Genomic DNA, 15,644 nt, shown 5'->3' on the forward strand with positions numbered 1-15,644 from the left:
GAGGTCCTGCGGCGGATCCGGGAGATTGACGCCGAGATGGGGGTCATCATGGTGACGGCGGTCAACGAGGAGGACGTGGGGCGGAAGGCGCTGGAGCTGGGCGCCTTCGACTACATCGTGAAGCCGCTGGACCTGAAGTACCTCGAGCGCAGCCTCTGGTACAAGATCGCCACGATGCTCCTGAAGTAATGCGCGGGGGGCCGGCACCCGGGCCGCGGTGGGCCCGGCCGGCGCCAGAGCGTCTCCGGTCCCCCTCCTCGTCACTGCGCCTTCTCGCCCATGTTCCAGAAGATCCTCATCGCCAACCGCGGGGAGATCGCCGTCCGGGTCATCCGGGCCTGCCGGGAGCTGGGCATCCGGACCGTCGCCGTGTTCTCGGAGGCGGACCGGGCCGCCACCCACGTCCGGTTCGCCGACCAGGCCTATGCCATCGGCCCGGCCCCGTCCGCCGAGTCCTACCTCCGGATCGACCGCATCCTGGAGGCGGCCCGAGCGAGCGGCGCCGAGGCCATCCATCCCGGCTACGGGTTCCTCGCGGAGAACCCGGCGTTCCCCGCGGCCTGCGAGGAGGCGGGGATCACCTTCATCGGGCCCTCCGCCCGGACGCTCACCCTCTGCGGCTCCAAGACGGCGGCGCGACGGCTCGCGCAGCAGGCGGGGGTCCCCACCGTCCCGGGGACCGACCGGGACCTCTCCGACGAGGAGGTGACCGCCCTGGCGCCGCGGATCGGCTTCCCCCTCCTGATCAAGGCGGCGGCGGGGGGTGGGGGGAAGGGCATGCGGGTCGTCCGGGAGCCGGGGGAGCTGCCCTCCGCGCTCAGGGCCGCCCGCTCCGAGGGGCAGTCGTCTTTCGGGGATTCCGCGGTCTACCTCGAGAAGTATCTGGAGCGCCCCCGCCACATCGAGATGCAGATCCTGGCGGATCGCGCCGGGCAGGTCGTCTATCTGGGCGAGCGGGAGTGCTCCATCCAGCGGCGGCACCAGAAGGTCGTGGAGGAGGCCCCCTCCCCCTTCGTGGATGAGGCGCTCCGCCGGAAGATCGGGGAGGCGGCCGTGGCCATCGCCCGGGCGGCGGGCTACCGGAACGCCGGGACGGTGGAGTTCCTCGTGGATCGGGACCGGAGCTTCTACTTCCTGGAGGTGAACGCGCGGCTCCAGGTGGAGCACCCGGTGACGGAGATGGTGACGGGGTTGGACCTGGTGAAGGCCCAGATCGCCATCGCGGCGGGCGGGCCGGCGCCGGTCCGGCAGGAGGAGGTCCGGCTGCGGGGGCACGCCATCGAGTGCCGGATCTACGCCGAGGATCCGTTCCGGAACTTCCTCCCCTCGCCGGGGCGGATCGTGACCTTCCGGCGCCCGGGCGGGCCGGGGGTGCGGGACGACACCGGGGTCTACGAGGGGTACGACGTGCCGGTCCACTACGACCCCCTCATCGCCAAGCTCATCACGTGGGGGGAGAGCCGGGCCGAGGCGATCCAGCGGATGCGCCGGGCCCTGCAGGAGTACATCATCATCGGGATCCAGACCACCATCCCGTTCCACCGCCAGGTCATGGAGGACCCGGCGTTTCTGGCGGGGGAGGTGGACACGACCTACGTGGACGCCGTCCTGGCGACCCTGCGGCCGCCCCCCGGCCGCAACCGGAAGGCCGCCATCATCGCCGCCGCGCTCCACGCGTACCTCCAGGACCAGGAGGCGGCGCTCGCCCGGCCGCAGGGACCGGCGGCGGCCGGGAGCCGGTGGCTCGCCGCCGCCCGCCAGGAGGCGGTCCGCCGGCGCTGAGCCGCCCTCGTTGCCGCGCGGCCGCGGGAGCGGCGGCGGCTGCCGATCCCCTATGGCGTACATCGTGTCGTGCGAGGGGAAGGACTACGCGGTCGAGGTCGCGCGCGAGGGGTCCCGCTATCGGGTGACCCTGGACGGCGCCCCGACGGAGGTGGACCTCCGCCCCATGGGCCGGCGCCTCTACTCCCTCCTCCTGGGCGCCGACTCCTACGAGGTGGATGTCCTGGCGGAGGGGAGCCGCGTGGCCCTCATCGTGAGCGGTGAGGCCTACCAGGTGGAGGTGGTGGACGAGCGCGAGCGGCGCCTCCGCCAGGCGTCCTCCCGGGCCGAGGGGCGGGCCGGGCGGCAGGAGGTGAGCGCCCCGATGCCGGGGAAGGTGGTCGCGGTCCTGGTCCAGGTCGGCCACGAGGTGGCGGTGGGGCAGGGCCTGGTGGTCATCGAGGCCATGAAGATGGAGAACGAACTGAAGGCCACAGGGGCCGGCCGCGTGGCGGAGATCCGCGCGGTGGCCGGGAAGACGGTGAACGGGGGCGAGGTCCTGCTGGTGCTCGAGTAGGGGGACCGATGGGGGAACAGGAGAAGGACCCGGAGCGCCTGCGGGCGGCCGCGGAGCGGTGGGAGCGGGAGACGCTGGCCCCGGCGGCGGAGAAGACGCCGGAGCGGAAGGCCGTCTTCGCCACGCCCTCCGGCCTGCCGCTCAGGCGCTGCTACACCCCGCTGGATCTGGCGGACTGGGACTACGTCGAGCGGCTGGGGTTCCCCGGGGAGTACCCCTTCACGCGGGGCATCCAGCCCACCATGTACCGGGGCCGACTCTGGACGATGCGCCAGTACGCCGGCTTCGCCACGGCGGCGGAGACCAACCGCCGGTTCCGCTACCTGCTCGGGCAGGGACAGACCGGCCTGTCGGTCGCCTTCGACCTGCCGACCCAGATCGGCTACGACTCGGATGACCTCCCGGCCATGGGGGAGGTGGGCAAGGTCGGCGTCGCCATAGACTCGCTGGCGGACATGGAGGCGCTCTTCGAGGAGATCCCCCTGGACCGGGTCAGCACCTCGATGACCATCAACGCCACGGCGGCGATCCTCCTGGCGATGTACGTGGCGGCCGGGGAGCGGCAGGGCGTCCCCACGCGGGCGCTCAGCGGGACCATCCAGAACGACATCCTCAAGGAGTACATCGCGCGCGGGACCTACATCTTCCCGCCCGGGCCCTCCATGCGCCTCATCACCGACACCATCGCCTACTGTGCCGCCGAGATGCCGAAGTTCAACGCGATCAGCATCAGCGGCTACCACATCCGGGAGGCGGGGGCGACGGCGGTGCAGGAGGTGGCCTTCACCCTGGGCGACGCGATCGCCTACGTGGAGGCGGCGATCCGGGCCGGGCTCGACGTGGACGCCTTCGCCAGCCAGCTCTCGTTCTTCTTCAACGCGCACAACCACTTCTTCGAGGAGATCGCCAAGTTCCGAGCCGCGCGCCGCCTCTGGGCGCGGATCATGCGGGAGCGCTTCGGGGCGCGCGATCCCCGCTCCTGGATGCTCCGGTTCCACACCCAGACGGCCGGCGTGACCCTCACCGCCCAGCAGCCGGAGAACAACGCCGTCCGGGTGGCGATCCAGGCGCTGGCCGCGGTGCTCGGCGGGACCCAGTCCCTCCACACCAATGCGCGGGACGAGGCGCTGGGGCTCCCGACGGAGGCGGCGGCGCTGCTTGCGCTCCGGACGCAGCAGGTCCTGGCCCACGAGAGCGGCGCGGCCGACGTGGTGGACCCGCTCGGGGGGGCGTATTTCGTGGAGGCGCTGACCGACGCCGTCGAGGCGGACGCGGCCGCCTACCTGGAGAAGATCGACGCCATGGGTGGGGTGCTCCGGGCGATCGAGGTGGGCTACGTGCAGAAGGAGATCCAGGAGGCGGCCTACCGGCAGCAGCGGGCGGTGGAAACCGGCGAGCAGGTGGTCGTCGGGCTGAACGCCTACGCCCAGGAGGGGCCGGTGAAGATCCCCCTCTTCCGGGTGGACCTGGCGGTGGAGGAGGAGGCCAGGGGCCGGCTGGCGGCGCTGCGCGCCCGGCGCGACGGCGGGGCGGTCGAGCGCGCCCTCGGCGACCTGGAGCGGGCCGCCCGCGGGAGCGAGAACCTGGTCCCGCGCATCCTCGCCTGCGTCAAGAGTGACGCTACCCTGGGCGAGATCTGTTACCGCCTCCGCGGGGTCTTCGGGGAGTACGAGGAGACCGTCACGATCTGACCGGCGTCGCGCGGCCGGTGCGCATGGGCGAGATGATCAAGAAGCTCGACCACATCGCCATCGCGGTGAGGGACCTCGAGGAGGCAGCCCGGACCTTCGAGCAGATCCTGGGCGTTCCGCCGGCTAAAGTCCAGGAGGTCCCCACCGAGAAGGTCCGGGTGGCGTTCTTTCCCTTCGGGGGTGCCGAGGTCGAGCTGGTCCAGGGGCTCGGGAGCGACAATCCGATCGCGAACTTCATTGCGAAGCGGGGGGAGGGGATCCACCACATCTGCTTCGAGGTGGACGACCTGCAGGAGACCCTGGACCGCCTGAGCGCCGCCGGCGTGCCCCTGCTCGACCGCTCCGGAAAGCCCGGCGCCTGCGGCCAGGTCGCGTTTCTCCACCCCAAGGGCGCGAACGGGGTGCTGATCGAGCTGGTGCAAAAGATTTCCATCTAGGGTCCCTCCGCGAATTGGATCTCTGTCTCGCGGGCCTCGTCGGGAATACCGGCGGGGCCCGGTTGTTTTCAGGATGAGGGAGGGTGCAGGGTCCGGGGCGCGCATCGTTTTCGGGTCGGGGGCATCTATAGGGACAGACGCGGCCGCGGGATAGAGAACGCAAGGCGAATGAAAAGGGGAAGAAACACGGCATGCCCTATGGGGCACGGAGGAACCAGGTCATGAAGAAGCTCATCACGCTCGGTCTGCTGGTGGCGACGGTGGCGTTCGGCGGGACAGCTTTTGCAGGGGATGGCGGGACGCTGCAGGACATCGAGCTCCAGAACCTCTTCGGGGGGTCCGCGCAGGCGGCGTCGACGGCCGGGACCCAGATGGCCGGCCCGGGGGCGCAGGGGACCAGGTCGGTGGCGCCCGTCCTGGAGTACCGGAGCTCTGACATCAAGTAAGCGCGAGACCTGAAGAACACGGGCCCCGCCGGGTGCACCCGACGGGGCCCGACGTTTTTTGGCCGCACATCCGCCGCCTCTGAGGATCGTCTAATTGAAGATTTCCCTTGACTCGCCTCCCTGTGGACAAGTATGTGGACAGGGGGGAGGGATTACCGGGTGCTGGGTCCGGCTTGTTGCCCGAAGGTGGAAGTGGCTGGACCCTTGTGGCGCTGCTCCCCACGAGGCCTTGGCGATGAAGCGGCGACGATTCCTCTGGTGGCCGATGTTCCTGCTCTCGCTCCTCGCCGCGCCCTTCCTGGCCGCCTGCGGCGGCGGGAAGGGGGCGAGCCCCCCCACCGCCAGTCCTGCGACCGGCCCGGGCGTACCACCGTCCTCGCTCCCTGAGGCTCCGCCTCCTGCCTCCCCCGGCGCGGCCCGCCCTGAGGACCGGCGGGGCTACGTTGTCCTTGTGGACGGGATGCGCGTCGTCATTGACCTGGCCGACGGCGAAATCAAGAAGGACACCCTCATCGCCATCACCCGCCGCCAGACCCTGACGCACCCGGTGACCGGCGAGCACCTGGGCGAGATCACTCTGGAGGTCGGTCGGGCCCGCATTGTCGAGGTCCAGCCGAAGTTCTCGGTGGCCGAGCTCATCGGCTTCAAGCCCGGCCTGACCGTCAAGCCCCAGGACCGGATCGCGGTCCTCCCGGGGACCCCCTGATCCGCGCCAAACCCTGTTTTGCTCGAAACGGTTGACAAGCCGCAGGAGGCGTGATAGCCATTCTCCCGTCTTCTTGCGGGGTTTTCCCCTGAGGTCTTCTATGACCCGCGTCCGCCTTCCGAGGTTTCTCTTCTCCATCCTCGTCACCGTCACGCTCGGCTTGCCTGGCGCGCGGGCTCAGGCCCCGTCCCTCAGCACTGCCGTGGACGAGGCGGCCCACCGCGTCGCCGAGGCCTTCCCGAAAGTCCGCGGGACGATCCTGGATGTCCTTCCGACCGGCCAGCTCCTCCTCGACCTGACGAAGGGCGCGGGCGTGTACCCTGGCCTGGAGTTGGAGATCGTCCGGGAGGGGGAGGCGTTCAAACACCCGGTCACGGGCGAGGTGCTGGGCCGGCTGGAGAAGATTGTGGGTCTGGTCAAGGTCACGGAGGCCCAAGAAAAGTTCTCCCTGGCCGAGGTGCTGGAGCGCGCGGGGGGAGAGACCCCCACGAAGGGCGACGCCGTCCGGGTGACCGGTGCCCGCATCCTGCTCGGTCTCGGGAAGGTCGAATCCAGCCTGGACCTGGAAGCCACCGCCCGGTCCGCCTCCCGCGATCTGGCCGTGGCCCTGGCCCGCACCGAGCGCTTCGAGGTGCTGGACGACCGGCGAATTCGGTCCACCCTCCTCAAAGCCGGAATAAAGGAAGACGTCCCCCTGAGCGACCCGCGGGCGCTGGAGCACCTGCGGAAGGAGCTGCGCATTCATGCCCTCGCCCTACCCCGACTGACGGTGCTGGAGGGTCGGACCCTCGTGGACGTGCAGGTCTTCTCGGCGGTCACGGGCGCCCCTCTCGCCCTGGCCAGCGTGGAGGTGAGGGGAGGGACCGTGACCGCGGGGAAGGCCTCCACGGGATCGGCCGCCCCGCCCCCCCCGGCCGCTGCCCCGCCGGCCCAGGCTCCCGCGCTCCAGAGCAAGGCCGATCTCCCGTCGCCGGCCTGGGTCGGCCCCCGGAAGGAGGGAAGCGTCGGCGTCCCCCTCCCGCTCAATCCCCCCACCATCAGCCGCCAGGGGGAGATCATCCTGGGGCCCGAGTTCAATACTGCCATGGTGGGGATGGCGGTCGCGGACTTCCTCGGGACCGGTGGAAAGCAGGCGGCCGTGGCCAGCGGCCAGAAGATCTGGCTCTACGCCATCGAGGGGAGGAACTTCCGGAAGCTCTGGGAGAGCGAGGAGCATGCCGGCTACAACATCCTCGGCCTGGACGCCGCCGACCTGAACGGGAACGGCCGGCCTGAACTGTTCGTCACCAACTACTCCATCGAGCGGCGCGTCCCGTCCTTTGTCCTGGAGTGGGAGGGGAACGAGTTTAAAGAGGTCTGGAAGGCCTACGACCAGTTCTTCCGGGCCGTCCAGGTGGAGCCCTCGGGCAAGGTGGAGGTCTACGGGCAGGGGGCGGGAGAGAAGAGCCTCTTCTACGGCCCGGTTCGGCACATCCGGTGGGACGGGAAGAGCTACATTCCCACTGGCTCCCCCGTGGACTTGCCTCCAAGGGCTTCCCTCTACGGATTTCTCCTGGCCGACGTGGACGGCGATGGATCCCGGGAGTACGTCATCCTGGACCAGAACGACTACCTCCGCGTGTACGACCTCCAGGGCCGCCAGAAGTACCGGGCAAACGACCGCTTCGGCGGCTCCGAAGTGATGCTCGAGTTCCTTCCCCCCGGGGTCACCACCCGGAACCAGGAGCCAGAGATGATTTCCCTGCAGGGCCGCCTCTTCGTCCAGGAGGCGCCAGACGGCCGGCGGGAGCTCGTCGTGTACGCGAGCGTCCCGGCCACCGGCTACCTGATGCCCCGCTCCCGGTACTACGACCGGGGCAAGATCTACGGCCTCAGATGGAATGGCCTGAGCCTCCAGCAGGCCTGGGAGACCATCGAGTTCCCTGGGCACATCGCCGACTACGCCCTGGTGGACCTGGAGGGGACCGGCAACAGGGACCTCGTCGTCCTGGTCAGCAACGCCAGCCTCCTGACCCGGGGGAAAGGGACCCTTTTCGCCTATATTTTCCCCCGCTAACCTGCGGGGGAGGCAGGGCTTGGAGCGATTGACAAAAAATTGCTTGACAAGCCGTCTGGGGGCGAAATAGTCTTGCGCCGGCCTACCGCCACGGGGATGTTTTGGTACCCGTAACTTTAAGTTTTTTCGCGCCCACAATTTTCAGAGCGTTCAGCGAGTAGCGAAGAGGGAGAAGCCCCTCTTTGCTTTGGTCGGTTTTCTGCGGGGCATCTCATCAGAGAAAGGGGGGAGGCCGGCAAAGAGAGCCAGGACGGCAGCGAAGCAGCATCTCCTACACGGGGAACTAACGGAACCACGCATCGCCATCCGTTGGCCGAACTTGGAGGGTAGATGATGAGAAAACTCTTCGTTGCCTTGCTCGTGGGAGCGGTGGCTGTGGGCCTGGCCGCGCCTGCGTTCGCGGCAGATCTGAAGTTCACGGGAGCCTATCGGGTTCGGTTCCAGTTCGACGACAATTTGCCCTGCATGACCCAGGTCGGGGTTGACTGCTCCGGGCACGAGTTCCAGACCCGGTTTCGCCCGCGGTTCGACGTCGAGACCGACGGCGGCGTGCGGGGTGTCCTGCGCCTCGAGATCGGGGACGTGACGTTCGGCGGGCAGGCAAGCGGAGCTACAACAGTTTCCGCCTTGCCGACCACCGTTCCCTCCGCAAAGGGTACTGGTGGTGACCGCGGCGCCGACGGCGTGAACGTCGAGACGAAGTGGGCCTACATTGACTTCCCGGTTCCGGCCACGCCGCTGCGGCTCCGGGCCGGCATCCAGCCCTTCTTCCTTTCGAAGGCCCTCTTCCTGGATGATGACGGGTCGGGGCTCTCCCTCTATGGGAAGCTGGGCGAGATCAACTCCAACTTCTGGTGGTTCCGCGCCAATGCCGGAACGACCGCCACAAACACCGTGGACGCTACCGGAGCGCATGCCCGCGACCTCTACGGGCTCGACGTCTCATTCAGCCCGATGAGGGACCTGAGCCTGCTCGGCTACCTCGTGTACGACCACGACATGGAATCCCCCGTCGGTGGTCAGGCCGCGACCGGCTTCTGGATCGGGGTGGGCGCCGCCGGCAAGGCCCAGAACATCCGGTGGGACCTGGATTTCGTGTATGGGACGAAGGAAATCACCGCTACCGCCGACCAGAAGGGCTATGGGCTGGACGGTGGCGTCGGCATGGCCCTCGCAGGCACTCCTCTCGACCTCGAGCTGCGCGGCTGGTACTTCACCGGGCACGACGGGTCCGCGGGCGACAATGACGCCTTCCCGGTCCTCTACGCGGGCTCCGGCGGGCACGAGCCCGGGACGCAGGTCTGGGGCGGCGGCGGCGACATTGACATTGATGCCCTCGCCGACAACCCGCAGAATACCTGGGGCATCGGCGTGATCGCCCGCTATACGGTTAACCCGAACCTGAAGGTCACTGGCAACGTCCACTACATCGGGACGCAAGAGGAGGGGACCGCCGCGAGCCCGTCGCCCGCGGGTGATGGGTTCATTGACGGCGTGGACAAGATCGGCATCGAGTTCGGCGCGAAGATTGACTACACCATTGCCAGGGGCCTGGTGTTCACGCTGACTGCGGGCTATCTCTCTCTCGGCGATGACACGGGGATCGACGGCACCCAGTGGGACGATGTCACCAAGGTCGCCGGCGTCGTGAATTACGGGTTCTAGGTCTCGCTCCGGTTTCGTTCCGTCGTTCTCCGAAGGCCCGGGGGCTCGCCCCCGGGCCTTCGTGTTTCCATCATCTCCAAGGGCTGGTGTCATTGACACCGCCGTGTCATTGTGCCATCCTTCGCTTAAGGGGAGAGGGGACATGCCACGGCCAATGGAGTCTTCGGCGAAACGACCACGGATCAGCGTTGACGTCCAGCCTACAGTGCGACGCCGTCTCCGGCTCGCGGCGGCAAAGCGCGACCTCACGATCAGGCAGTATGTGCTGGAGGTGATAGAAGGACGGCTCCGGGAGGATCTCGGTGACGAGGATGAGGGGGTGTTGGCCCTGACAGCCAAGGGAGACCCGGTGCTGGCAGAGCTGTGGGACAACCCGAGGGACGCAGCGTATGGCCGTCCATAGCCGCGGCGATGTGGTGCTGGTTGGGTTCGTGTTCGCGGAGGAATCAGGGAAGAAGTTCCGCCCGGCTGTCGTCATCAGTTCCCCCGCTTACCACCGCGGCCGGCAGGAAGTGGTCGTGGTAGCCATTACCAGCAATGTGAAGCGGCGCCTCTTCGGCGACCATCTGATCACGGACTGGAAGGGGGCTGGACTCCTATTTCCTTCCGTAGCAACCGGGATTCTTCGAACCATCAAGCGAGCTATGATCGGCCGCAACCTCGGCTCGTTGGCGAATGCCGACTTGGAGGGCTGTTGACCGCCAGCTCCGCCGGTCTCTTGGTCTCTGAGGATTCGCGTGCTTCCTCCTCCGGGCGAATCTGGGCATCGGCCTGGGTCGCAGTCTCGCCGCCGTCTTCCCCTTTGCGGTTGAAGGGATGCCGAGTCCTGTGACTTGGTCGCCGCGTATTTCTCGCGGCTTCTACGGCGGCGCGCTTCTAGGTTTCGACCCGGTTTCGTTCCGTCGTTCTCCGAAGGCCGGGGGCTTCCCCCCGGGCCTTCGCCTTTCCAGCCCCATGGGCCCTTCCGGCTGGCCGACCTGGGTCCTGAGGCTCCCTGCATGAGTAGGGGGACATCACGCTCGGACGGATCGGGCCCGATCCCCTGCGGGCTTTTTCGCCATCCTTGACGGCCATGATTCTGGCTGTTATCCTGGCTATGTTCCACAGCCAGGAGGTCCCACCATGCCGTCCATTGACCGGTTTGTCCCGATCACCCAAGCCAAGGACCGCCTGCTGGATCTCGCCCGGGAAGTCGAGCGGGAGGACAGTGTGGTCGCGATCACCCGGAACGGCGTCCCGGCGGCCATCCTCTTGAGCCCGGCGAAGTTTGAGGGGCTCCTGGAAACCTTGGAGATCTTGGCCGATGCCCGCACGATGCGGGCGCTACGTCGATCCATTGGCCAGGCGGCGGCCGGCAAGTGGGTGCGTGAAGCGCGGATCTTCGGCCGTGAATGACCCCCTACCAGATCCGCTACACGCCCGCGGCGGCTGAATCGATCCGCCACCTGCACCCTTCCGTCAAGCGGGCGCTCCGGGAGGCGATTCGCGGGCTCGCCACGGCTCCCTTCACCGGCCATCCTCTCGCCTTCGAACTCACCGGGTTCCGATCGCTCCGGGTGTCCCGGCACCGCGTGATCTACCGTGTTCAAGAAGCTGATCGGGCTGTAGAAGTCCATTTGGTGGGCGTGCGCGGGGATATCTACGAGGTATTCCGGCGGTTCCTCGAGCGGGCTTCAAAGACCTGACGCCAGCGGCATGCTGTCAGACTCCTGCCGGAAGTCGGCATGGAGGCCGACCGACTCCGGCCTTCGCCCTTCCACGCCCCCGGGCCCCCCTTTCTGCTTGCTGACCTCATTCGCGGTAGATTTCCTTGCGGTGCCGGACGCGGTAGAGGACGACTCCCTGCTTGATGATGTCGTAGCGCACCCGATAGGGCCAGGCCTCGAGGCGCCATTGACCGATGCCCTGCCCTCGAGCTTTTTGATCTTGGGTGGCGGTCCGAAGGGGTTCGTCTCCAGGAAACGGGCCGGCATGTGTTAGCGAGCCCGGCGCGCCCCAAGCCTGCCCTTGAGGTAGTCCCGAAGACTGACGGCCTTGCCTGCCCGGTACTCCGTGGCGGCGATCTTCAGGGTCTTCTGGAACTCCGGGTCGAGCTCCTCGAGCATGTCGTCGAAATCGCGACTCCGAGGAGGACCGCCGTCGGCTTCCCGCTCCTCGTGACGACGAAACGAGTCTTGCGGTTGGCTACCTGTTTGAGGAGCGAGCCGAGTTGCGTGCGGGCGACATACACAGGGATCGTCGTAGTGATAGTCCGTCTAGGCATTCGTGCCTCCCTCGCAACCTGTACAGGAGACCGTTGATTAATCAACCTCTAGCACGTGTACGCAGAGAGTCAAAGCGGGCCCCGAACACTACCGGCACCTCCGCAGCCCTCGCAGGAAGCCGGGTGTGCTACACTGAATGCCGCATACGAGATGCGTATTGTGGCCGGGACCTTAACCGAGCGCAAGGGACAAACGGTCATGATTCGACAATACGTGGAGGAGGCACTTCGGGGCGCGCGCTATGACAAACTGGAGGATGGGACCTTCTACGGAGAGGTTCCCCGCCTGCGGGGCGTGCTGGCCACCGCTGGGACGCTTGAGGAGTGTCGGAATCAGCTCGCCAAGGTGGTGGAGGAGTGGGTCCTGGTGCGCGTGGCAAAGGGTCTCGCGGTTCCGCCACTCGGGAAAATCGGCGTCAGAGTTAAGAAAGCGGGCTGATCCGGGTCCCCCCATGTCTTCCGGGCTCCTATGGGAACCGGCGACCCCGCCCGCTGGTTAATTTGGCTGAAGGCGCAGGTTGCTGAGGGAGGGAAGGTGATGCACTCAGGATGGAAATTAACTGCTGCGGCAACGGCCGTGCTCGCCCTGGCGGCCTGCGGGACGCTTCCGCTGAGCCCGGTCGGGACAGAGACCTTTCAGAGGCGGGAGCAGGCCCTGCACATTGATCTGTTCTGGAACTGCCAGCCGGCGGAGGCTGGAAACCTCCTGATTGCGGGGGTCGCCCAGGTCCGGGACACCGCCCAGCCGATCCTGGGCTTGCGGTTTGCGGCAACCGCCTACGATAAGGATGGGCGCCGCCTGACCACCGCCATCGGCTTCCCCGACGGGATCCGCATCGGGTACGAGGGGTGGACCCGCTTCCGGGTCCTGGTGCCCGGGGGACAGACGGCCGCCCTGGTGGACCTCGGGTACGAGTACCACCTGCCGCCGGACAGTAGCGACCGCCCCATCACCCTCCACCGTCCTCTCCTGTTTCGCTTCGCTGCCACCGAGGAGTACTTCGCCACCATCCAGAACGCCTGCCGTCCCTGAGCCCTCGGTTCTCCTACACGCTCATCCGCGCTCCGCACGACTCGTAGCGCGACGCCCTCCCCCGGGCCTGTCCCTGCGCCGCTCCCACGTTGGGTCGCAGGGCAAAATCTGTACAGATTGTAACCACTTCTTTACATATTGATACAGGAGTGGTAGGATTGCATCTGGTTCTCTCGAACCCGGAGGTGACGCATGAGTAAGGTTTTGAACATCACGGCAGCCCGAGCGCGGTTGACCCGCCTTGTCCAGGAAGCCTTCCTGGAGCGGAAGCGGATCCTCATCGGGAAGCACGGCGTCCCCATGGCTGCTCTCCTGCCGATCGGCGAGTACGAGGAGCTTCTGCAGGATCTGGAGGACCTTCGCGATATGCAGGAGGCTGAAGCGGAATACCGGCGGACTGGAGGGAAGAGGCTTGAGGAGGTCGTAAAGGCGTACAAGGGCCGCCGGTGAGATGCCTTACACGATCAAAGTGGCGAGCGCTCGGGTCGAAAGGCAGCTCGCCGCCGTGCCCGAGATCGACCGAGCACATCTCGTAACGCGCCTCCGGGCACTCGCGGATCAGCCGCGACCCAAAGGGGCGAAGGCGCTAGCCCGGGATGTCTACCGTCTGCGAGCTGGCCGATACCGGATCATTTATAAGGTGTTTGACCGGGAGCAGTTGGTGCTCATCGGCAAGGTCGCGCCCCGAACCGAACGGACCTACAAGGACATCGAGGCCCTGTTCTGAGACCCTGATCACGGGTTGCTCCTAGCCGCGGGCGCCGTCTTGGCCTTTCCGGTTGAAAGGCCCTGGAGCCCTGTGGTAGGGTGACCGCGTATTCTCTCGGTCCCTCCGTAACGGGGAACCGGGGCGCCGGAAGGGGTGCGGCAGCCCCGCCTGGATCCTGACGAGGCCACCGGTGCAGACGGCCCTGCAGGCCCTCCTGTTCGCCCCCATCGCCGAGGACCTCGCGGAGGTCGAGCGGCGGGTCCAGGCGACCGTGCAGACCCGCGCGCCCCGGATCGCCGAGGTGGCGACCTACGTCCTCGGCAGCGGCGGGAAGCGGGTGCGCCCCGCCCTCCTCCTGCTCGCCCACCGCCTCTGCGGGGGAGCGAACCGCGAGGCGGCTCTCGAGCTGGCCCAGGTGGCCGAGTACATGCACGTGGCCACGCTGATCCACGACGACATCGTGGACAACGCGGCCAAGCGGCGGGGGCGCCCCTCGGCGAACGTCACCTGGGGGCCGGCCGTCTCGGTCCTGGCGGGCGACTTCCTGTATGCCCGGGCGATCCAGATGCTGGTCGCCCACGGGGACTTCGAGGTCCTGAAGGCTTTCGCCGACGCGACCGTGGCCATGACCGAGGCGGAGATCCAGGAGCTCTGCTGGGAGCACAACCTGGATATCCCGTACGGCGAGTACCTGGCCATCATCACTGGGAAGACGGCGGCCCTCTTCTCGGCGGCCTGCCGGGGCGGGGCCCGGGCGGCGGGCGCCCCCCCGCAGCAGGTCGAGGCCCTCGCCGAGTTCGGGCTGGATCTGGGGATCGGGTTCCAGCTCGTGGACGACGCACTCGACTTCATGGCCCGCGAGGAGATCCTCGGGAAGCCGGTCGGCAACGATGTGAAGGAGGGGAAGATCACCTACCCCCTGATCCACCTCCTGCAGAGCGGGCCGGGGGAGGCCCGCGCCGCCCTGCGGGGCCACCTCGCCCGATTGCCGCTCGGGGACGGCGCCGTCCAGGCCATCCGCGGCCTCGTGGCAGAGCACCGGGCGGACGAAGCCACCCTGGCCGAGGCGGAGCGTTCCCTGCTCAAGGCGCGCGCGTGCCTGACCCCCTTCCCCGACGGCCCCGCCAAGACCTCCCTCGCCATGATGGTGGACTTCGTCCTGCAGCGCCGATGGTAGCGCACCCCCCCGCCCCCGGCGAGGCGCTCCGGGACCGGCTGCGGGCCTCCGCCGCCGCCGGCACGCCCCCCCGGGTTCTGCTCATCAAGATGTCCTCGCTGGGCGATGTCATCCACGCCCTCCCGACCGTCGCAGCGCTGAAGCGCGGCCTCGCCTGCCACCTCACGTGGGTGGTGAACGCCGCCTACGCGGACCTGGTCCGCTGCTGCCCGGCCGTGGACGCCGTCCTCCCCTTCGACCGGCGGCATGCCCTCCGCCACCTGCCCGGGTTTCTCGCGGCCGTGCGCCGGGAGCCCTACCATCTCGCCCTCGACCTCATGGGGCTGCTGAAGAGCGCCCTGGTCGCCCGGCTCGCCGGGGCCGAGGTGGTGCTGGGGGCTTCCTACAATCGCGAAGGGGCGCGCTTCTTCTACGACGCTCGGCTTGGCCCTCGAGACTTGAACCGGCACGCAATTCTCCAGAACCTCGACGCGGCGACCTACCTCGGCCTCGAGGCGGACCCCGGCACGTTTCCGCTCCGCTTCCCCGCCCCGGCGACGCCTATCCCCGCTGGCCGCCCGGTGGCGGTGCTCGTCCCGGGGGCGCGCTGGGTCACGAAGCGCTGGCCGGAGGAGCGCTTCGCCGCGGTGGCGGCCGGTCTCGTCAGAGACGGCGTCCACGTCCTGATCGTGGGGGAGGAAGCGCCGGGGGACGGCGGCGGGTGGCCGCCGGAGATCCAGGATCTCCGGGGCAAGACCTCCCTGGTCGAGCTCGGGGCCGTCCTGGCTCGGACGGACCTCGTGATCGCCAACGACACGGGGCCCATGCACCTCGCGGCCGCCCTGGGCCGCCCGGTCATCGCCCTCATGGGCCCCACGGATCCGCGCCGGACCGGGCCCGCCGGCCCGGGCCACCGGGTCCTCTCGGGGTTCCCGCAATGCAGCCCGTGCTTCTCCCGGACCTGCGGGAACCCGGACCGCCTCTGCTGCCTCACGGCCGTCGAGCCGGAGGAGGTCCTTGCCGCGGCCCGCGACGTTCTCCGGCGGCGCGCGGCACCACGGGTGGCGGCGCTGACGGGGCCGGGGAAGCCATGAGGGAGGCGGGCAAGGTCGCCGCGATCGGCGCCGACCTGGGCGGGACCAAC

The 15,644-nt window shown here is 68.3% G+C and carries 20 protein-coding genes; 19 read left to right on the plus strand and 1 reads right to left on the minus strand.

Going from position 1 to position 15,644, the window contains the following annotated elements:
• The 13 genes from VGT06_05610 to VGT06_05670 all read left to right on the plus strand — a co-directional run.
• The coding region (locus VGT06_05610; protein HEV8662609.1) for a response regulator at positions 1 to 189 on the plus strand (189 nt) is incomplete at its 5' end.
• A gap of 90 nt (positions 190 to 279) precedes the next feature.
• Positions 280 to 1,782, plus strand: coding sequence for an acetyl-CoA carboxylase biotin carboxylase subunit (gene accC, locus VGT06_05615; GenBank protein HEV8662610.1), 1,503 nt, complete (start codon positions 280 to 282; stop codon positions 1,780 to 1,782).
• A 52-nt stretch (positions 1,783 to 1,834) separates the two neighbouring features.
• A complete protein-coding gene (locus VGT06_05620; protein ID HEV8662611.1) occupies positions 1,835 to 2,338 on the plus strand; it encodes a biotin/lipoyl-containing protein in 504 nt (167 codons plus the stop codon).
• Between the two features lie 8 nt (positions 2,339 to 2,346).
• Complete coding sequence (locus tag VGT06_05625) at positions 2,347 to 4,029, plus strand: methylmalonyl-CoA mutase family protein (GenBank protein ID HEV8662612.1); 1,683 nt, start codon at positions 2,347 to 2,349, stop codon at positions 4,027 to 4,029.
• Positions 4,030 to 4,052: 23 nt separating this feature from the next.
• Positions 4,053 to 4,466: a methylmalonyl-CoA epimerase gene (gene mce / locus VGT06_05630; GenBank protein ID HEV8662613.1), complete on the plus strand. Its 414-nt coding sequence runs from the start codon at positions 4,053 to 4,055 to the stop codon at positions 4,464 to 4,466.
• Positions 4,467 to 4,687: 221 nt separating this feature from the next.
• Complete coding sequence (locus VGT06_05635; GenBank protein ID HEV8662614.1) at positions 4,688 to 4,912, plus strand: hypothetical protein; 225 nt, start codon at positions 4,688 to 4,690, stop codon at positions 4,910 to 4,912.
• A gap of 235 nt (positions 4,913 to 5,147) precedes the next feature.
• Entirely contained in the window at positions 5,148 to 5,618 is a 471-nt protein-coding gene (locus tag VGT06_05640; GenBank protein HEV8662615.1) for a hypothetical protein, read from the plus strand.
• A 100-nt stretch (positions 5,619 to 5,718) separates the two neighbouring features.
• Complete coding sequence (locus VGT06_05645) at positions 5,719 to 7,674, plus strand: VCBS repeat-containing protein (GenBank protein ID HEV8662616.1); 1,956 nt, start codon at positions 5,719 to 5,721, stop codon at positions 7,672 to 7,674.
• A 330-nt stretch (positions 7,675 to 8,004) separates the two neighbouring features.
• Complete coding sequence (locus tag VGT06_05650) at positions 8,005 to 9,339, plus strand: hypothetical protein (protein HEV8662617.1); 1,335 nt, start codon at positions 8,005 to 8,007, stop codon at positions 9,337 to 9,339.
• A gap of 205 nt (positions 9,340 to 9,544) precedes the next feature.
• A complete protein-coding gene (locus VGT06_05655) occupies positions 9,545 to 9,742 on the plus strand; it encodes a hypothetical protein (protein ID HEV8662618.1) in 198 nt (65 codons plus the stop codon).
• Complete coding sequence (locus VGT06_05660; GenBank protein ID HEV8662619.1) at positions 9,729 to 10,037, plus strand: type II toxin-antitoxin system PemK/MazF family toxin; 309 nt, start codon at positions 9,729 to 9,731, stop codon at positions 10,035 to 10,037. The genes VGT06_05655 and VGT06_05660 overlap by 14 nt, the downstream gene beginning before the upstream one ends.
• Before the next feature lie 424 nt (positions 10,038 to 10,461).
• Positions 10,462 to 10,734: a type II toxin-antitoxin system Phd/YefM family antitoxin gene (locus VGT06_05665; GenBank protein ID HEV8662620.1), complete on the plus strand. Its 273-nt coding sequence runs from the start codon at positions 10,462 to 10,464 to the stop codon at positions 10,732 to 10,734.
• Complete coding sequence (locus tag VGT06_05670) at positions 10,731 to 11,024, plus strand: type II toxin-antitoxin system RelE/ParE family toxin (GenBank protein HEV8662621.1); 294 nt, start codon at positions 10,731 to 10,733, stop codon at positions 11,022 to 11,024. Before VGT06_05665 ends, VGT06_05670 begins: the two co-directional genes overlap by 4 nt.
• A 291-nt stretch (positions 11,025 to 11,315) precedes the next feature.
• Here VGT06_05670 and VGT06_05675 read toward each other — a convergent pair whose 3' ends face one another.
• Positions 11,316 to 11,444 carry a hypothetical protein gene (locus VGT06_05675; protein HEV8662622.1) on the minus strand — a complete coding sequence of 43 codons (129 nt, stop codon included), beginning with the start codon at positions 11,442 to 11,444 and terminating at the stop codon, positions 11,316 to 11,318.
• A 309-nt stretch (positions 11,445 to 11,753) separates the two neighbouring features.
• Here VGT06_05675 and VGT06_05680 point away from each other — a divergent pair, with 309 nt between their 5' ends.
• The 6 genes from VGT06_05680 (at position 11,754) to VGT06_05705 (ending at position 15,594) form a co-directional block, all read left to right on the plus strand.
• A complete protein-coding gene (locus VGT06_05680) occupies positions 11,754 to 12,041 on the plus strand; it encodes a type II toxin-antitoxin system HicB family antitoxin (GenBank protein ID HEV8662623.1) in 288 nt (95 codons plus the stop codon).
• A 96-nt stretch (positions 12,042 to 12,137) separates the two neighbouring features.
• A complete protein-coding gene (locus VGT06_05685) occupies positions 12,138 to 12,635 on the plus strand; it encodes a hypothetical protein (protein ID HEV8662624.1) in 498 nt (165 codons plus the stop codon).
• A 192-nt stretch (positions 12,636 to 12,827) separates the two neighbouring features.
• A complete protein-coding gene (locus tag VGT06_05690; GenBank protein ID HEV8662625.1) occupies positions 12,828 to 13,085 on the plus strand; it encodes a type II toxin-antitoxin system Phd/YefM family antitoxin in 258 nt (85 codons plus the stop codon).
• A 1-nt stretch (position 13,086) separates the two neighbouring features.
• Positions 13,087 to 13,362, plus strand: a complete 276-nt coding sequence (locus VGT06_05695) for a type II toxin-antitoxin system RelE/ParE family toxin (GenBank protein ID HEV8662626.1) — start codon at positions 13,087 to 13,089, stop codon at positions 13,360 to 13,362.
• A 172-nt stretch (positions 13,363 to 13,534) separates the two neighbouring features.
• A complete protein-coding gene (locus tag VGT06_05700; GenBank protein ID HEV8662627.1) occupies positions 13,535 to 14,521 on the plus strand; it encodes a polyprenyl synthetase family protein in 987 nt (328 codons plus the stop codon).
• Positions 14,515 to 15,594, plus strand: coding sequence for a glycosyltransferase family 9 protein (locus VGT06_05705; GenBank protein HEV8662628.1), 1,080 nt, complete (start codon positions 14,515 to 14,517; stop codon positions 15,592 to 15,594). The genes VGT06_05700 and VGT06_05705 overlap by 7 nt, the downstream gene beginning before the upstream one ends.
• The last annotated feature ends 50 nt before the right edge of the window (positions 15,595 to 15,644 follow it).

The organism is Candidatus Methylomirabilis sp., assembly GCA_036000645.1.
In the GTDB taxonomy this organism is placed as follows: Bacteria; Methylomirabilota; Methylomirabilia; order Methylomirabilales; family JACPAU01; genus JACPAU01.